The organism is Ligilactobacillus ruminis ATCC 27782 (assembly GCF_000224985.1).
Lineage (GTDB): Bacteria > Bacillota > Bacilli > Lactobacillales > Lactobacillaceae > Ligilactobacillus > Ligilactobacillus ruminis.
The window spans coordinates 1,088,833-1,107,769 of record NC_015975.1; the positions used below are offsets into that span (position 1 = coordinate 1,088,833).

Genomic DNA, 18,937 nt, shown 5'->3' on the forward strand with positions numbered 1-18,937 from the left:
CGAATCAGTCTGCAACCGTCTCAGAAGCGGAAAAACTCAATTTTCCGTTTTCATCCAAGTCAATTAAAACCTCTGAATGCGGCATGACTTTCCCTGCAATAATTTCTCTTGCAAGCGGCGTTTCGACGTTGTTCGTGATAAAGCGTTGCAAAGGACGTGCGCCATAAGCCGGATCATATCCTTTATCAGCCAGCCAATCGCATGCTTTGTCGGTAATCCTGAGCGTAATTTCCTGACTTTCGAGCCGCTTTGAAAGCTGCGAAACGAATTTTTGAACGATCTTTTGAATAGCTTCTTTTCCGAGCGGCGCAAACATGATGATGTCATCGATTCGATTTAAAAATTCAGGCTTGAAATGCGTCTGTGCAAGTTTCATTACGGACTGTCTGGTCTCATCGGAAACTTTTCCGTCTGCTTGAACGTTGTCAAGCAAAATTCCGGACCCAAGATTTGATGTCATGATAAGAATCGTATTTTTGAAATCAACCGTCCGACCTTGACCGTCAGTCAAGCGTCCGTCATCAAGAACTTGCAGCAAAATATTGAAGACGTCCGGATGAGCCTTTTCAATTTCATCAAACAAAACGATCGTGTAAGGATTGCGCCGAACGGCTTCCGTCAACTGTCCGCCTTCCTCATAGCCGACATAGCCGGGAGCAGCACCGACCAAACGCGACACGGAAGCTTTTTCCATATATTCTGACATGTCGATTCGAACCATGTGTTTTTCAGAGTCAAACAAATCTTCTGCGAGCGCTTTGGCAAGTTCGGTCTTGCCAACGCCCGTAGGTCCAAGAAACATGAACGAGCCGAGCGGTTTGGAAGGATCCTGAAGTCCTGCTCTTGAACGAAGCACCGCATCGGCAACGGCATCAACGGCTTCATCTTGTCCGATGACTCGCTCATGCAAAGTATCTGCCAAGTGCAAAAGCTTTTGCCTTTCTCCCTGAACAAGTTTGGCAACCGGGATGCCCGTCATGCGGCTGACGACTTCCGCAATTTCATTTTCCATGACGGACTCTTCGACGAGCCAATCTTCAGGACGTTTCGTATTTTCAAGTTCTTCCAGTTCGCTTTCAAGTTTTGGAATGACCGCATGCTGCAAACGAGCTGCTTCTTCCAGATCATACTTGTTTTCTGCTTCTTCCAGATCATGCTTGGCCTTGTCGATTTCCTGCTTTTTGTCAGAAACTTTTTGAATGTCTTCTTTTTCGCTTTCCCAGCGCATTTTGAGCTTGTTTGCCCGTTCGCGCGATTCAGCGAGATCTTCTTGAAGTTCAGCCAAACGTTTCTTTGAAGCCGGATCGTTTTCTTTTTTCAAAGCGGCTTCTTCGACTTCTTGTCTCATCAGCTGACGCGTGACCTGATCAAGTTCAGTCGGCATCGAGTTCATTTCGACTCTGATTTCGGCGCATGCCTCATCGATCAGATCAATTGCCTTGTCAGGAAGAAAACGGTCGGTAACGTAACGATTTGAAAGAGTAGCCGCAGCCACGAGGGCATTGTCGTGAATCCTTACGCCATGGTGAATCTCATAGCGTTCCTTCAACCCGCGCAAAATCGTGATCGTGTCTTCAACGTCCGGTTCTTTAACCAGAACTTTTTGGAAACGTCTTTCCAAAGCCTTGTCTTTTTCCATGTACTCACGGTATTCGTCAAGCGTGGTTGCTCCGATCAAATGCAGTTCTCCTCGCGCAAGCATCGGTTTCAGCAGGTTGCCGGCATCCATGCTTCCTTCAGTTTTTCCGGCACCAACGATGTTGTGAATCTCATCGATGAACAAGATGATTCGACCTTCGCTTTTGGTTACTTCTTTTAAGACTGCCTTCAATCGTTCTTCAAATTCGCCGCGGTACTTGGCCCCTGCAATCAAAGAGCCCATGTCAAGCGAAAAAATCGTCTTGTCTTTCAGGTTGTCCGGAACGTCTTTTTTCACGATCCTTTGTGCAAGACCTTCAACAATGGCGGTTTTGCCGACACCGGGTTCACCGATCAAAACAGGATTATTCTTCGTTTTGCGCGACAAGATTCTGATCACGTCGCGAATTTCTTCATCGCGCCCGATAATCGGATCCTGTTTGCCGGAACGAACCTTTTTGACAAGGTCAACGCCGTATTTTTCAAGCGCCTTGTATTGTTCTTCTTGATTTTTTGACGTCACTTTTTCACCACCACGCATTTCTTCAACGACTTTCTTCAGTTTTTTCTCATCTGCACCATGAGCGGTCAGATATTCGCTCAACGGATTATACTTTTGTTTCATCAAAGCAAGGAGCAACGTGTCGATTGCAACATACTCATCCGAAAATTCGGCTCGAATCATCTCCGCATCCTGCATCAATTTGTACATATTCTGCGAAAGACTTTGACCATATGCATTCGTTCCTTCGACGACAGCGATTCTGTCAAGTTCATCGTCCATTTTCTTTTCAAACGAAACTATGTCAATACCAGCCTTTTTGTAGATATCGGCTGCAAGTTCGCCAGGTTGAACTAAAAATTTGAATAGATGCGGAATTTCGATTGCTTGATGATGCCTTGCAACCGCAATTTTTTGTGCCTCGGCAAGCGCGTCTTGCACCGCTGAAGTAAATTTTGGTTCTTCACTCATAAAAAGCCCTCCGATCAAATTTTCTTACAAATCAATTTTACAACGTTTCATCCAAAATGGGGGTACTTTTGTTTCAAATTGGTCAAAAAAGGTCAAACTTTAACCTTTCCTTAAAAATTGCGCAGATGCTGAAGTATCAACGCTCTGAATTTTTTGTCAAATGCAGCACTGTGCATCGCCTGCTCAATCAATACGTCAAGATGGCTTACGGGCAAAATGCCGTTTTTTAAGATTTGCCCGTAAATGGCAATCCTCGGTTACATACAATGGCCTATTTGGGACGTTTTGATACATGAAAATAAAATCAGACTTTCTGGCTTATTTCCATCATAGAAAGAAAATTGTAATGCATACGAAAAAACCGGATAAGATTTGCAATTAATTGCAAATCATCCGGTTTTTCAATTTGAAGCATAGTTTTTTCAAAGCCTCGTGAAAAACTTATTTGATATATGCGTACTTGTAATTCCACTGGGTTCCGGCCGTATTGTGAATGATGCCTTTGACGCTCTTTTTTTGCATATATGCCGTCGTCTGTTGGTAAATTGGCGTCACCCCCTGATCGGCATTGAAAATTCTGGCTGCTGACACCAGATCCTGCCAACGCTTTTCTTCGTTATTTGCATCTTCACCCTCTGCTTTTTTAATCAAAGCATCATATTGCGGATTCGAATACTTGCCATAATTGTATGAAGTACCAGTCAGAGGAATCTGCAAGAACGTAATCGGATCATTGAAGTCTCCGCCCCAACCAGAAACGTAAATATCATAATCGCCTCTTTGGGCTCTGTCCAAAGCACTTTTTCCAGGAATTGAGGCCAAATTGATTTTGATTCCCGGAAGCACCTTCGTATATTGAGACTGCAGGTACTGAGTCAACGGACCGCTATTGGCATTGTCGTTTGCGGCCAAAATCGTCATCGTCAGCTTGCTTGCACCGATTTCTTTCATGCCTTTTTCAAAATATTTTCTGGCTTTTTCCTCATTGTGGCTTACGGTGCCGGAAACTGCCTGCTCTTTTGCAAAATCATCCCCGTTTTTGGGATCATGCGCCAGATCTCTTGCAACAAACCCCGTCGGAAGGCTGGAACCATCGCCGAAAACTTTATTGATCAAAACTTTTCGATCAAGCGCAAGCGAGAGTCCCAAACGAACGTTCCTGTTATTAAGCGCCTTTTTGACCGTTGGATCTTTGGCTTGAAAGTTATATGAAAGATATGAAACGTATGAATAAGGATATTGCTTAAATTCCGGATTATTCTTCAAACTTTTGACTTGCTGGTTCGAAAGCGGCGTCATATCTAACTTATCTTGCGAATAAAGCTGATAGCCCGTATTTGTGTTTCCGACGACCTTATAGGTTATCTTTTTGAGTTTGACCGAACCCCTGTCCCAATATTGATCATTTTTGACAAAATTCCACTTGTCGGAAGTTCCGTTCCAGTCCGTCATTTTGAAGGGACCGGAATATACCATATATTTTGAACGCGTTGCATATTTTTTGCCGTATTTTTCAATGAACTTTTGATTTTGCGGTCCAAAAAGCGGATAAGCGAGCAGAACTTTGAAATAGGCAATCGGCTTGTCAAGCTCAACCTGAACGGTATTTTTGTCAAGCGCTTTGATGCCGAGCTTGTCGGTGCTCAACTTTCCGGCCGCAATTTCATCAGCATTTTTGACGCCTGAAAACAAATATGCGTACGGAGATTCGGTTTTCGGATCGATCGACCTCCTCCAAGAATAGACGAAATCGTCAGCCGTAATCTTGTCACCATTGCTCCATTTGGCATTCCTGAGTTTAAAAGTCCATGTCAGTCCGTCCTTTGAAACTTTGCCGGATTTCGCCAATCCCGGAGTTGCTTTCCCGTCCTTTCCCAAACGGTAAAAACTTTCAAAGATATTGCCTGTTTGTCCGTATCCGGTTGCTTTTGAAATATCGATCGTATCAAGCGGAGCGCTTGCAGAAAGCTTCAAAACCTGCTTTTGACTCGCATCATCGCTTGATTTTGCACATCCGGCAAGTCCCGCCCCGATCAATAGCATTATTGATGCCGCAAATAGTTTTTTTTTCTTATCATTCATAGTAAAAACCCCTTATATGATTAAAAAAAGACCCGTGCTTTCCGCAATGCAAAACGGAAACACGGGTCATTTAAAAGTTTCTTCTGCAGGATGATTTCTGCAACAGACCTTTATCTGACAAATGATTCCGCCTTTATTTAAATAACAATTTCTGCACGTTGAACGTTTTATCATCGTATTCTTTCCTTCCATTGAAATTTGTTATCTATATCATAATTTGACGCTTAATTTTTGTCAATAAAATTGCTTAGGCCATTGCCGTTTGCTTGTAACCAAAAGAGGCTGGGAAAAAAGTCTCTTTTCTTTCTTGAATTAAACGAAAAGCCGAACTAAGACGATCGATAAGCGACTGACTTTGTCCGGATTTTCTTCAATTTTTCACGCGCTATCGTTTTTAAAACGGTGCTGATCAACCAGTTTATTCAAAATTTCATTCAAATTTTACGGCCAAATCCTGCATTTTACTCAATGTGTCCGTGACCGGCAGTGATTTTGCCAAATGCAGTGCTCGCTAAATCAGCACGCTAAATCGCATTCAAATTTGCCGACAGTCGCTTTTCAGCTATTTCCGTCTTGGAAGGCGATTGTCATACATACGCAAAAAAACCGGATAAGATTTGCAATTAATTGCAAATCATCCGGTTTTTCAATTTGAGACAGAGTTTTTTCAAAGCCTTTTTTAGTTTCACAACAGATTCATCAGATCATCTTTATCAATAATCCCGCTCTGCATGCCCTTGCCGGACAAGATGTCATCTGCAAGCTTTGATTTTTGCTCTTGCATTTTAAGAATTTTTTCTTCAATCGTATCTTTGACGATCAGCTTATAAACCAAGACGTTTTTTGTCTGACCAATTCGATGCGCCCTGTCCGTAGCCTGATTTTGCGCCGCCTCATTCCACCACGGGTCATAGTGAATGATGACGTCGGCCCCGACAAGATTTAGTCCCGTTCCTCCTGCTTTCAGCGAAATCAAAAAAATCGGCACGTCGTTTTGGTTAAACTCCTCGACCATCTTGAATCGCTCTTCCTTAGGTGTTTCACCGACAATCTTATAGAACTCAATCTTTCTTTGTTTGAGTTTCTTTTCAAGAATCGAAAGCATCGAAACAAATTGCGAGAAAACAATAATTCTGTGTCCCCCGGAAAGAGCCGATTCGATCAGCTCCATGCAGGTGTCCGTTTTGCCCGATTCTCCGTCATAATCAGAATAGACCAGACTTGGGTCGCAACAAATCTGTCGAATTTTGGTCAGTTTCGCCAAAATCTCAATCTTTGACTGCTTGAATTCATCAGCACTTTTTTGACTGAGCTCCGTTCTCAATTCATTAACCATTGCCTGATACAAGCCGGCCTGTTTTTTAGACATTTCAGCATAATATGGCCGTTCAATCTTCTCTGGCAAGTCTTTTAGAACCTGGCTTTTTTTTCGGCGCAGCACAAACGGCACAATCATCTTGATCAAAGCCTTCTGCATGCCTTTTTCTTCATCGATCATGATCGGACGTTCAAACTGTTCTCTGAATTCATTATAGCTGAACAAATATCCCGGCATGACGTAATCAAAAATGCTCCAAAGCTCGCTCAAACGATTTTCGATCGGAGTTCCCGTCAAAGCAAAGCGCGTTTTGGCATCAATCGTTTTGACTGCTTTCGAAGCCTGCGTCGTGCTGTTTTTGATGTTTTGAGCTTCATCAATGATTTCGTATTCAAATTCAAGCTCAAGATAATCTTCAAAGTCGCGCTTGAGCTGATCATAAGTGGTCAAAACGATATCATAGTCGGCAACGTCTGCAAGCAGATCGTGACGCTGTTTTTTAGTGCCATTGATCACCAATGTCTTGAGCGTCGGCGCAAAGTTTTCAAGCTCGTTTTGCCAGTTGTAGAGCAAAGCAGCCGGTGTCACGATTAAAGCCTGACCGGAACCGACCTGACTGATTTTGTCGTCTTTGGCGGCCAACAAAAGAGTGATTGTCTGCAAAGTCTTGCCAAGCCCCATTTCATCGGCCAGGATTCCGCCGAAATTTCCGTTCGCAAGCGAAGCCATCCACCGATAGCCCTCTTCTTGATAAGGACGCAGTTTGGCGTTCAATCCCGAGGGAAGAGGCAGTTGTTCTTCCGTAAAGCTTTCAAAACTCTCTACAAAGCTTTTGATTCGCTCATCGGAAGAAACGGTCAATCTTTCTTTTTCCTGAAGCACTGATTCCAAATAAAAGGCACGATAAAGCGGCAGATCAAGCTTGCCTTTAACAAATTCTTCGGGCGTTGCACCGATCATTTTCATCGTTTTAAATAATTCTTCAAACGTTTTGTCTTCATCGTCAAATTTGAGCCTCTTCCCCGTTTTAAGAACATAGAATTTCTTTTGGGGCGTATAGCTGCCTAAAATTTCGGACAGTTCTTCCGGCGAAAAATCAGAGCTGGTCACTTCAATGTTCAGCAAATCGTTGTTAAACGACAAACCGACGCTAAATTTAGGCTGGCGGTAAATGCGAGCATTTTGAAAGGCCCTCGTTCCCATGACACTGCCTGTTTTTTTCAGTTTTGGAAGCAATCTTTCAAAAATCATCTCAGTATTTTCCGTGTCGCGTTCCGTGACGAAAGCTTCTTCATCAAAAACAAACTTGCCGCGCAAATGTTCGATTGCCTTTTTTTCAAAATATTCGCTGCGCTTTCGATTTTTCTGACCTTTGATTATTCCGAAATCGTTCAGCTCGATCGGATAGTGCTCACCACCGTACGTGCATTCGACCTTGCAGAAGAAATTTTCCTTATCAGCATCGAAATAATAGGAAACTTCTGGTTTCTTTGCCTCATCTTTTGAAAGTTCAGGCTTTCCTTCGACTTTCATTCCCAATTTTTCGATTTTTCCGATCAGATCGCTCAATTCATGCTTGTTTGCATCACTGATAAAGATGTCCTGTCTTTCTCCGGGATATGCGCAATATTTTTCAAGTTTTCTGATAAGTCTTCTCTTTGTATCGGTAACGCTGCTTCCGCACATGGAAAAATCGTTGCGATTAAAATAATAGATTCGCTCTGACCCTTCAATCATCTTCGACGGAAATGAGTAAAGAAAGTGATAGCCGTTTCTTTTGTCATCTCTTTTGCATTCAAACAAAAAATCAAATTCGTCATCTTTTTTAAAATAGACGTTTTTATCGATTTTTACCGTTTTTGTCCTGTCGAACAAGCCATCATATCTTGGAGGCGACATCGCAAGCGCCTTTGATTCAATCCTGGAATAGCCGCGCCCGTAATCCTCTTCGATTTTTTCGTTGTATGCGAACCTGATCAGTTCTTCATCCTGCTCGTTCAAGCTTTCTTCATCAAAAAAAATCGATTTGTTAGGCGTAATCTGATACTCATCTTCAGCGACAAGCTTTTCATAAAAATCTTTGATGTCCTTAACGACAAAACTTTTTTTCTCATCGATTCTTCCGACCCTGAATGACAATTCATCGTAATCATTGGTATATTTTTTGGAGATTTCCGGATACAATTTCAGCGTCGGCGTCTTTTTTTCTCCTCCAAGATCCATGCAGACGAAATCTTTGCCAAACGTTTCTTCTTCGGGATTGACGTTGTTTTCCAAAACATCCTTTGCAACCATTACGCAGCACTCAGTCAAATGTTTGCACCAATCGCCAGGATTGCTATAACAATCGTAACTGACGATCTTTTCTCGGTTGAAACGAATTTCAGTGATTCCCCAACCTTTGTCCATGGTCATGCAAAAACAGCCGTTTTTGATTTCAAAATGACACCAAGCAGCATTTTCATCACGCTTTTTAAGGGCTTGGTTCCAATCATATTCGCTGAACGGAAGGTCGGAAAAGAGCTTGGGAAGATTGTAGTAATAAGTTTCTTCATCCCAATCTCTCAGCCATTTAAACGTGCTTTTATCGAAATTCCTGCTTTCAGAAGAATTGTCCTCTCCAAGCAATTTTTTATGCTCAAGAATAGTCATCAGCATCGCCAGGTGAATGCAATTCCTGCGACCGCACTGGCAAGTCGATTGTTCGATGTCGTTTCTTTCTTCCGTCAGCGTGACGGTTGTCTTGATATTTTGACTGAAAACCACCGTAAAAAATATGTTTCTGTCGTCAACGCTGACAAGCGGAATCTCTTTCATTGTGCGCAAAATACTGCCAGCCATCTGAATCGTCAGCGAAGAAAACCTGTTCTTCCATTCATTCATTTTCCACCTCGAATTGCGACACTGAATTTTACAAACGATTAATCTTCCGCAACCAGCTTCACGATTTCAAGCAAGACGTCCGCAGCTTTTTCCATAACCTGTTCTGAAACGTATTCGTAACGCGCATGCATGTTTTCGCCACCGGCAAAAAGGTTCGGCGTCGGCAGGCCCATAAATGAAATCTTTGATCCGTCGGTGCCTCCTCGAACAGGATAGATGACCGGTGCGATGTCAAGATTTTCCATGGCTTTTTTGGCAAGATCAACGACCGTCATATCCTTTTCGATTACTTCGCGCATGTTGTAATACTGGTCAAACATGTTCATGACGACGCGTTCTTCGCCAAGATCTGCGTTCATCTTCTCGACGATATCTTTCATCACTTGCTTTCTTTCTTCAAATTTTTCACGATCATGGTCGCGCACGATATACTGGCTGTGTGCTTCATCAACGGTTCCGTCAATCGACAAAACGTGATAGAAGCCCTCTCTTCCTTCCGTTTTTTCAGGAACCTCGTCTTTAGGAAGCGCTGCATGAAAATCCATCGCAAGCTGAATGGCATTGACCATCACGCCCTTGGCCGTTGCGGGGTGAACGTCCTTGCCGATGAACGTCATCTTGGCTGCAGCAGCGTTAAACGTTTCATATTCCAATTCTCCCAAAGGTCCGCCGTCAACCGTATATGCGATATCCGCTCCAAAATCCTTGACGTCAAAACGGTCGGCGCCGGTCCCGATTTCTTCATCAGGTCCGATTCCGACTTCGATTTCGCCGTGCTTGATTTCAGGATGATTCGTCAGGTATTCGATTGCCGTTACGATTTCGGCCACGCCGGCCTTGTCGTCGGCACCTAAAAGCGTCGTGCCGTCCGTCGTAATCAGATTGTGCCCCTTGTAATTTTTAAGATTCGGAAATTCGGAAGTCGTCAAAACGTATTTGCCGTCATGATCAAGCTTGATGTCGCTTTTGCCGTCATAATTTTCAACGATCTGCGGATTGACGTTTGTCGCGTTGAAATCGGCCGTATCCATGTGCGCGATAAAGCCGACTTTTTTGACGTCCTTGTCCAGATTGCTTTCAAGCGTTGCAAAAACATAGCCGCTTTCAGGCGAGATTCGAACATTTGACATACCCAAATTTTTGAGCTCTTCGGCAATTTCCTTGGCAAATTCGACCTGCGTTGCCGTTGAAGGCACCGTTGTCGAATTTTCATCGGAACGAGTTTCCTTTTTTACGTATTTGATAAAGCGTGGTACAAGCGTTTCATATTTTGTCATTTAAAAAACCCTTTCTATGCATAAATTTTTTTAAATCAATTTAAACGGATTCGTATTAATTCTTGACGTCATGACTTCAATCGGCCAATTTTCCTCTTTTGTCCAATTTTTGAAAATGTCCGTCAAACGATATTTGCAAACGGATTCGAAATAATGTCCCGGATCGATCACGGCCAGCCCCGATTCGTAAATATCGTGCGCCGTATGATACGTCACGTCGCCCGTAACATAGACGTCAGCACCTTTTTTTAGCGCATCGCCATAAAATTTGGAACCTGATCCGCCTAAAACGGCGACCTTCTTGACCAGCTTGTTTTGATCTTTGGCAATCAGACGCACGCCTTCGACGTTTAGTGCTTTTTTGGCAAATTCAGCGTATTCCTTGACGGTCATCGGATGTCTCAAATTGCCGATTCGCCCCATCCCGTACTTCTCGCCTAATCCTTCAACACGGTAAAGGTCGAAGGCGATTTCTTCATACGGATGATTTTTTCGCATCGCATCCAAGACTTTTTCTTTCAGATGAGCCGGAAAAACGACTTCAACTTTTTGTTCTGCAACCTCTTCTGCTTTGCCGGGAGTGCCGATATAAGGATTTGCGGCATCCTCAGGCAAAAAACGTCCAGTTCCCTTGAGCGAATACGAGCAATGAGAATAGTTGCCCAGCTTGCCGGCACCAGCTGCACCTAAAGCGTTCCTCAGTTTTTCAGCATCGTTTTCAGGTACGAAAACAGCCAGCTTATACCAAGTCTCTTGCTTTTCCGAAAGCAAAATTTCGCAATCTTTCAGACCTAAGTCTTCGGCAAGCCAGTCACTTGTCCCGCCATTGGCATTGTCAAGCAGCGTATGCGCTCCAAAAACGGTAATCCCATGTTTTAAGATATCAGCATACATCTTCTGCTGCGGATTGCTCAAGTCGATTTGATGAACGGGCACAAACATTGCCGGATGGTGTGCAAAAATGAAGTCGACGTCATTTTCTATTGCTTCTTTGACGACATCCGGTCTGACGTCAAGCGTCAGCATCATCTTTTTGACCTCATGTTCCATGTCTCCGAGCTGTAATCCGACAGGATCGTTCGGCTCGGCAATAAACCGCGGCGCAAAGCGGTAAAAGCGGTTGATGATTTCTTTGACTTTAACCATTGATGACACCTTCGATTCGTTTGATTTCTGTTTCAAGTTCCCGCTTCTTTTCAACAGGAACCTGATTTGCTTTTTGCAGCTGACTCAAAACCCTGTTGGTCTTTTCAATCTCTTTTTGCCATTTTCTGACAAATACAGGGCTTTGATTCCTCATCAAAAACGGACCAAACATGAGCTCTTCTTTCGTCAACGGCTGTTTTTCGCCATGATATCTGCCAACGATGATTTCATACGTATGCCCGTCTTCTTCAAGAATTCGTTCGTCTTCAATCCAATATCCGTTTTTTTGCAAAAAAACTCTGACGTTTTCTTCGCCGACATTCGGCTGCAAAATCAGCAATGGATGATTTGAAAGCTTTTCTTTGCCGCTTTCAAGAATCTCGCAGATGAGCGGTCCGCCCATTCCGCAGATTGTAACGGTATCTATCTGATCGTTTGCTTCAATTGCTGCCAGTCCGTTTGCCAAACGTGCTTTGACTTTTGCTTCAAGACCTTCTTTTTTGATTTCATGCTCTGCATTTTCAAAAGGTCCCTTGACGACTTCGCCCGCAACTGCAAATGCGATTTTTCCGTTCAAGGCAAGATTGGCCGGCAGATAGGCATGATCTGAGCCGATGTCGGCCAAACGCGCCCCGTCAGGCACAAAAGAGGCGACTTCTTCCAAGCGTTTTGATAATTGACGTGCGTCCAATTTTATCCCCCTTTATTTGACCTCTTCATCAGTTTTGAGAACCGCCATGAAGGCTTCTTGCGGAACAACCACTCGACCGACGGCTTTCATGCGTTTCTTGCCGCGCTTTTGCTTATCGAGCAGCTTGGCGCGTCTGTCGGGGTCACCGGTATGAATCCTTGCTGTAACGTCCTTGCGGTAGGCTTTGATGTTTGTTCTGGCAATGATTTTGGCTCCGATTGCAGCCTGAATCGGAATTTCAAAGTTTTGACGCGGAATAATCGTCTTAAGCTTGTCGGTAATTACTCTGGCGCGCTGCGGCGCAAATTCTCTGTGCGAAATGAAACTCAATGCGTCGACTTTGTGACCGTTGAGCAAGATGTCGATTTTGACCAGATCGCTCGGTCGTGTTCCGTCAAGCTCATAATCAAGCGATGCGTAGCCGCGAGTGCTGGATTTTAATTTGTCAAAGAAATCAAAAATAATTTCTGAAAGCGGCATTTCATAAATCACGTTGACGCGATAATCGTCCAAATATTCCATGGTCTTGAAATTGCCGCGCTTACGTTGACAAAGCTCCATTACGGCTCCGACGTATTCGTTTGGAACCATGACTTCAGCTTTGACGAAGGGCTCGTTGATTTGTCTTATCTTAGGCGCTTCCGGCATTTCGGAAGGGTTCGTGACGCTGATATGACTTCCGTCCGTCAATTCAACGTCATAGGTGACGGAGGGTGCCGTCGTAATCAGATCCATGCCAAATTCGCGTTCCAAACGCTCCTGAATGACATCCATGTGCAGCAGTCCCAAGAAACCACACCTGAATCCAAATCCCAGAGCTTGAGATGTTTCCGGTTCGAATTCAAGCGCTGCATCATTTAGTTTGAGCTTCTCCAGTGCTTCTCGCAAATCGTTATACTTGGCATTGTCGGTCGGATAAAGGCCTGAATAAACCATCGGATTCATTTCACGATATCCTGACAAAGGCTTATCGGTCGGGTTATCGGCATTCGTCACCGTATCACCGACGCGCGTATCCTGAATATCCTTGATGCTGGCCGTAAGATAGCCGACGTCACCTGCCATCAAATAATCGCGTTTCAAAGGTTTTGGGGAATTGACCCCGACTTCTACAACCTCATACTCTGCGCCGCTGTTCATTAGTCTGATGCGATCACCTGGTTTGACGGTGCCTTCAACTACGCGAATGCTCAAAACAACTCCACGATAGTCATCATAGACGGAATCGAAAATCAAGGCCTTCAAAGGCGCTTTCAAATCGCCGTTCGGTGCCGGAACCTTTGACACGATCTGTTCGAGCATCTCTTCGATTCCGATTCCCGCCTTTGCAGAAGCAAGAACCGCTTCTGATGCATCGAGACCAATCACGTCCTCGATTTCTTGGCGAACTTTTTCCGGTTCGGCAGACGGCAAATCGATTTTGTTGATTACGGGCACGATTTCCAAATCGTCATCCAGTGCAAGATAAACGTTGGCTAACGTCTGTGCTTCAACTCCTTGGGCGGCATCAACAACAAGAACTGCTCCTTCGCAAGCAGCAAGGGATCTTGAAACTTCATATGAGAAATCGACATGTCCAGGCGTATCGATCAAATGAAAAATATACGTTTCGCCATTTTTGGCTTTGTAATGCAATTCAACTGCATTTAATTTAATCGTAATCCCGCGCTCACGTTCCAAATCCATCGAATCGAGCAGCTGATCTTTCATCTCACGCTTTGAAACCGTATCCGTCAATTCAAGGATGCGGTCCGCCAACGTCGACTTGCCGTGATCGATGTGTGCCACAATCGAAAAATTCCGAATGTGTTTTTGGCGCTCCTTCATTTGTTCAAAATCCATTCAGTTCTTCCTACTTTCTTAAAATAGTCTCTAACGTTTAATTATAATATAGGGCGGTAATCATAGCAAGAAAGCCGTAGATTTGGTTTATTCCAAAAAGATTGAATCGCTTTTTACATCCGAACCTCAAAAGCCTTGCCGATTTTTCAATCAGCAAGGCTCATCTTACCTGATTAAATTGTCATAGTGTTTGACAATTACTGCCTCATCCAAACCCAGATCGGTCAACCCGAATTTCAAAGCAATATGCCAAGCACGAACAAAAGCATCAATTTTATGCTCAAAATGGCTTTTTAAAAGCTGCTGCTGCATAATCAGACAAACCGCATTAAACGATGCGCTCTTCCATTTGTCTTTCATGCTGTCCAGTTCCTCTTTTGTCATCAACAGCTTATATGTCGTCTTCTGTTCGTTTGAAATCATGAAAAAACCTAGCATAACGGAAGAAAACGCATCATAAACTGTTTCTTCATCATCGGCTTTTCCTGACGCTTCTATCAAATCACACCAACTGCAGGTCAAATCCGCATATAACCCGTTTATTCTTTCCTGGTCGCTGTATCTTGCTACGGGCAAAACCCTTCTTGGGTAAACGTGAAGCGCATCTTTAGCCATTTTTGCAAAATCCATCATGCTTCACCATCGTCTTCTTTCCAAAAACATCTTGCGCGTCTGATTTCAACGCTTTGGAGATTTTCAAGATACCAGTCCTTAAAGAAATCATATCTGACCAGTAAATCAAAGAAAGAAATCTTGTCTTCATCATCTTTGACGGTAATGACCCATTTCGGAGAATTTCCGCCGGCAAGATTTTCATCAAACAAAGTCAAGACGACGCTGTCTGACAAATTCATGATTGCTTCGCCGTTCATGCCGGATTTAAGCATGCATCCTGCTTCTGAACCCATGATAAACAGGCGATCCAATGCAACTTCAGGCTCCGTTTCGGAAACAATCGGATAAACGGCATTCCTTCTTGCATTTAGCAGATTGAAATCAACTTCGTATCCGTAAGCTTGTTCGACGCATTCTCCGATCGAAACGAGATACTTTTCAAAACGAATCAAATCTTCCTTGTCGTTTTCTGCATCATTTGCAATAAGCAGCTCCACAATATCGCGACTGTTGAAATACAGAACCTTGTCTGAAAAATCGATATAAAACAAGCTCAGGCCCGTCCGTTCGTCAATGTAGAATGCTCGCTGTTCATCTGCAGAATCAACTTTGAATTTAAATCTGCCGCAAGCATTGATTCCCGGAAATTCATGATACAAGGCTCTGTCTTTTTCGCTCGACATCAAAATAACCGTTTCTTTATCGTTCAAACTGAGCAAACGATTGATGAAAATCAAGTAAAAGTCGGCACGACTGTACTGAATCGGATAAACCAGATAATCATCATCAAGCTGATATGAAGCAAGCGTTTTGATTGATTGAAACAATTCATTCAGATCGGTCGTATTAATCAGCGTATCAAAGACCTCGGTAAAACGGATTCCGTTGTTCAGACTTTCTTTTAATCTGCCGTTATAATTCATCAAACGCTCATTGGTCGAAAGCGCAGGCTTTTGTTCTTCAGGATTTACGTCAAATTCAGACTCATGCGGATAAAACGTTATTGTAGGATTTTCATATTCACTCATCATTAATTCCTCCGATTTCCCGTCGCAATCAAATCAGTAATGTAATCACGATACAAAGCGGCATTCTTTTCTTTAAAGTTCTCAAAACTTCCAAATTTGGCAATGATGCTTTGTTTTTCATAACCAAGCAAAGTGTCTTCTTTTGAAAGTTCCAAAACCCGCTTTTCATTTTCATGGATCCGCTGATAACCATTGGCCGCTTTTTCGTCAATTTCTGCAATTCGACTCAGTTCATCGGTCAGTCTTTGTTTCATTTCCCTTTGTTTGCCGGCATCCCATGGCATCACCTTTTCCTGATTAAGCTGTTTTAGCTTCTTTCGCATTCGTTCCTTTTCCGCTTCACGGTTGCTCTGAGAATCAAGCAGCTCCTGCAATTCATCGTTTTCTTGAGAAAGTCGTTCGATTGTGTCGGTGTTCAATCGTTTGTTTTCTGCTTCAAATTCAAAAGAACGAACAAGTTTTTGATATTCATTTTCATCAAAATTAAATTTAACGTTCAAAACATCGAGCGTTCCGAACAAACGACGTCCCCACCAGTTTCCGAAGTAAAATTGAAACTTTCCCGTTTCCGTTTCCTCAAAATAAAAGAACGGATATCTTTCACGCAAAAACTCAATCAGGTTACTGCTGAGATATTCGCTGACAAGACCGTATGCATCTTCAACAAGACGTTCGTTCGATTTGTCATACGATGAATGTCGTGCTTTCAAAATTTCAGTTGAATATTTTTCACTGTCGATCAGCTGATAAACCAGGCGATCGTCCTGTGCTTGGACCGCCCTTCCTAACGACTGCAAGTAGTCCAGTTTATTTTTGATTTCATTTGTCAAATCGATTGTTGCCTGTTTATGATCAGCCAAAACAAATTGGTTTGAGTTATCCATCTTTTTTCCCCTCGATTCATAAATACAGTATTCATAATACTATTTTATCGTTAATAGCTCAAAAAAAATAGCTCAAAAAACAAAATTCTGGCGTTTAATTTAATGATATTTTTAGATTAGGAATAAAAATTTAAGAATTATGCGGAGATTTCCCCCGAATCATCAATTTCCGGAATAATCGAGTCAACAGCTCCGTCGCCGACACAAAAAAACAGCTTGCACGGAATTTTTTCACGTTGACATGTCAATGCGACCATTGCGCCGAATGCAGACTGCTCTCCAAGATATCGATCGGTCGCATCTTCTTCGACGATGACGCAAACGAAAAACCGCCTGTATTTTAACAATTTTTCAATCAACATGGCATGATAATATTCCATGGCATTTTTTCCAAACCTTTGTTTAAAATTACGAATCTGTTTTTTGCTCAAATGATCGAAGTAAGGATAATGAAAACCATCATTGGTTTCAAAGAGATTACGTTTTGAAAGTCTTAAGATCAAAGGTTCGAAAGGATAGACGGAATGAGATCTTTGAGTGAATTTGACAGGAGACACCATGTTTTCCTCGTTGACAAAAACTATATCAGTTTCAGTCATCGGTACAGCGCTTGCCAATCCGCCTTCCGGGAAACGATTCTCAACCAAAAAGTTAAGCGATGCCGTCACCGTCAGATAAAAACTTTCATCATGTTTGCCGTTGGCACGATTGAAGTATTTGCGCTCAAGGATGTCTCTTGCATGCGTGCAGTCCATGTTTTCCGTTAAATACTCGTATTCTTGCTTGATTCGCAGGCTGAGGCTGAACAAACGGCCTAATTTATTTGAAAACTCCTCTTTTAAAACAGTCATTTAAAAATCCCCCTTTATAAGTTCCTATATTGATAAAGACGCAAATAAAGGGGAATTTATTTTATTTTTTCAAATATTTTCTTGAATATTCTTCAATTCCTGCAAAAACAAATACCGCCGGATCATCGTCAATGTTTAATTCAAGATTTTCTGCACGCATCTCAAGCGAAGAAAAAACTTTTTCATATTCTGAAACGGAAATTTTTTCCCTTTTTTCGAGCATCTCTTCATAGCCTGTTTTATCAAGCATTTTTTCAAATCCGGGAACAAGTCTTCCAGTGAAAAATTCGCCTTGCGCTCCCGATCCGTAGCTGAACATTCCCAAACGCTGATTTGCTCTGAGACTGTCTGAATTGTTTAACAAGGAAAGAAGGCTCAAATAAAGCGAACCCGTATACAAATTGCCGACAAGTCTCCCGTACTTTCTTGAAAACTCGAATTGACGCGAAAGCTCCGAGCTGATTTTGGGATCCGCACCTTCAATGGCAGCACGCAATCCCTTAAGTCCTTGCTTAGTGTACGGCAAATGAAACAGCAAAGCGGCAAAATCTTCAAGCTCGGCACCAGTTTTTTCCCGGTATATCGAAAAAACTTTTTTGAAGAAATCAACATAAATATTTGCAGAAAATTTGCCATTGACGAGCGCTTCTGTATGATTGAACGGACGCCAGAAATCCATCACATCTTCCATGTAGCATGCACTCGTTTCTCCAAGCTCCAGGATGCGCGGATTTTGTCCCACGATCATTGCGCATGCACCGCCCCCTTGTGTAGGCTCGCCTTTAGTGCGCAAACCATAGCGTGCGATGTCGGAACCGATTACGAGTGCTTTATTATCCGGATTGAGCGCCACGTGGCCCTTTGCAAGCTGCAAAGCCGCAGTTGCTCCATAGCATGCCTGTTTTAACTCTACGGCCCTAAGATAAGGCGAAAGGCCAAGCAAGCGACTGACGTATATCGCACCGGATTTTGAATTATCAATGCCGGATTCAGTTGCAAAAATAACCAGATCGATTGTTTTTTTGTCTTCTTCCGTCAGAATTTTAAATGCAGCGTTTGCGCCCAAGGTAACCGCATCTTGCGTCGGAGGAATGACAGCCATTTTTTCCTGACCGATTCCGATCAGATACTTATTTGGATCTTCGTTTCTTGCATTTGCCAATTCTGTCATATCAACATACATGTTTGACGTATAAAAGCCGATTTTATCTATTCCAATCTTCATTAGAATCCTTTACCTCGTTTCATTTTCTCTTCTAAAATTGTATCACATGTCCTAAAGGTCAACTACCCTGTTGTTTTCTTTTGAATTGCAGCATTCTTTAATGTTAGAATTTAATCGAAGATATTTAGCTTGAGGTGATTTTTTGAAAGCTGTAAAAATTATTGTCAAAGGCCTCGTTCAAGGCGTTGGTTTCAGATACACCACTAAGATGTTGGCAGATGAATTGAAAATCAAAGGAAAAGTCGTCAACATGCCTGACGGATCGGTCTATATCGAAGCGCAAAGCACTGACGAAGCTTCTTTGGAACAATTTATTGCCGGGGTGGAATCTTCTCCTTCTCCGGCAGGACGTGTTGATGAGATGGAAGTTTCAGAGATGAAACCAAAGGAATACTCTCGTTTCAGCGTCATATATCGATGAACTTGAAAATATTCATTTTTTAAGATATATTTATAGGGATACCTGTAATTATGAAAGGATAAT

The 18,937-nt window shown here is 42.8% G+C and carries 13 protein-coding genes; 1 reads left to right on the top strand and 12 read right to left on the bottom strand.

The genetic code is table 11. The annotated features are described in order from the left end of the window. Nucleotides 1-4: 4 nt before the first annotated feature. The 12 genes from clpB to LRC_RS05545 form a co-directional block, all read right to left on the bottom strand. On the bottom strand, nt 5-2,611 hold the full coding sequence (gene clpB, locus LRC_RS05490) for an ATP-dependent chaperone ClpB (protein ID WP_014073510.1): 2,607 nt from the start codon (nt 2,609-2,611) through the stop codon (nt 5-7). Nucleotides 2,612-3,052: 441 nt separating this feature from the next. Beyond that, complete coding sequence (locus LRC_RS05495; RefSeq protein ID WP_014073512.1) at nt 3,053-4,693, bottom strand: peptide ABC transporter substrate-binding protein; 1,641 nt, start codon at nt 4,691-4,693, stop codon at nt 3,053-3,055. A 685-nt stretch (nt 4,694-5,378) separates the two neighbouring features. Beyond that, nucleotides 5,379-8,894 carry a DEAD/DEAH box helicase gene (locus tag LRC_RS05500; protein WP_014073513.1) on the bottom strand — a complete coding sequence of 1,172 codons (3,516 nt, stop codon included), beginning with the start codon at nt 8,892-8,894 and terminating at the stop codon, nt 5,379-5,381. 38 nt (nt 8,895-8,932) lie between these two features. Beyond that, on the bottom strand, nt 8,933-10,171 hold the full coding sequence (gene pepT, locus LRC_RS05505; protein WP_003693831.1) for a peptidase T: 1,239 nt from the start codon (nt 10,169-10,171) through the stop codon (nt 8,933-8,935). 30 nt (nt 10,172-10,201) lie between these two features. Beyond that, nucleotides 10,202-11,317, bottom strand: a complete 1,116-nt coding sequence (locus LRC_RS05510) for a Nif3-like dinuclear metal center hexameric protein (protein ID WP_014073514.1) — start codon at nt 11,315-11,317, stop codon at nt 10,202-10,204. Then, on the bottom strand, nt 11,310-12,008 hold the full coding sequence (locus LRC_RS05515; RefSeq protein WP_014073515.1) for a tRNA (adenine(22)-N(1))-methyltransferase: 699 nt from the start codon (nt 12,006-12,008) through the stop codon (nt 11,310-11,312). Before LRC_RS05515 ends, LRC_RS05510 begins: the two co-directional genes overlap by 8 nt. 12 nt (nt 12,009-12,020) lie before the next feature. Then, nucleotides 12,021-13,850, bottom strand: coding sequence for a translation elongation factor 4 (gene lepA / locus LRC_RS05520; RefSeq protein WP_014073516.1), 1,830 nt, complete (start codon nt 13,848-13,850; stop codon nt 12,021-12,023). 165 nt (nt 13,851-14,015) lie between these two features. After that, nucleotides 14,016-14,480, bottom strand: coding sequence for a hypothetical protein (locus LRC_RS05525; protein WP_014073517.1), 465 nt, complete (start codon nt 14,478-14,480; stop codon nt 14,016-14,018). Beyond that, on the bottom strand, nt 14,480-15,493 hold the full coding sequence (locus tag LRC_RS05530) for a hypothetical protein (RefSeq protein WP_225354865.1): 1,014 nt from the start codon (nt 15,491-15,493) through the stop codon (nt 14,480-14,482). Before LRC_RS05530 ends, LRC_RS05525 begins: the two co-directional genes overlap by 1 nt. Before the next feature lie 2 nt (nt 15,494-15,495). Continuing rightward, nucleotides 15,496-16,377, bottom strand: a complete 882-nt coding sequence (locus LRC_RS05535) for a hypothetical protein (protein WP_014073519.1) — start codon at nt 16,375-16,377, stop codon at nt 15,496-15,498. 137 nt (nt 16,378-16,514) lie between these two features. Then, a complete protein-coding gene (locus LRC_RS05540; protein ID WP_014073520.1) occupies nt 16,515-17,228 on the bottom strand; it encodes a hypothetical protein in 714 nt (237 codons plus the stop codon). 61 nt (nt 17,229-17,289) lie between these two features. Continuing rightward, nucleotides 17,290-18,453, bottom strand: a complete 1,164-nt coding sequence (locus tag LRC_RS05545) for a hydroxymethylglutaryl-CoA synthase (protein ID WP_014073521.1) — start codon at nt 18,451-18,453, stop codon at nt 17,290-17,292. 142 nt (nt 18,454-18,595) lie between these two features. Here LRC_RS05545 and LRC_RS05550 point away from each other — a divergent pair, with 142 nt between their 5' ends. Next, nucleotides 18,596-18,874, top strand: coding sequence for an acylphosphatase (locus LRC_RS05550; protein WP_014073522.1), 279 nt, complete (start codon nt 18,596-18,598; stop codon nt 18,872-18,874). The last annotated feature ends 63 nt before the right edge of the window (nt 18,875-18,937 follow it).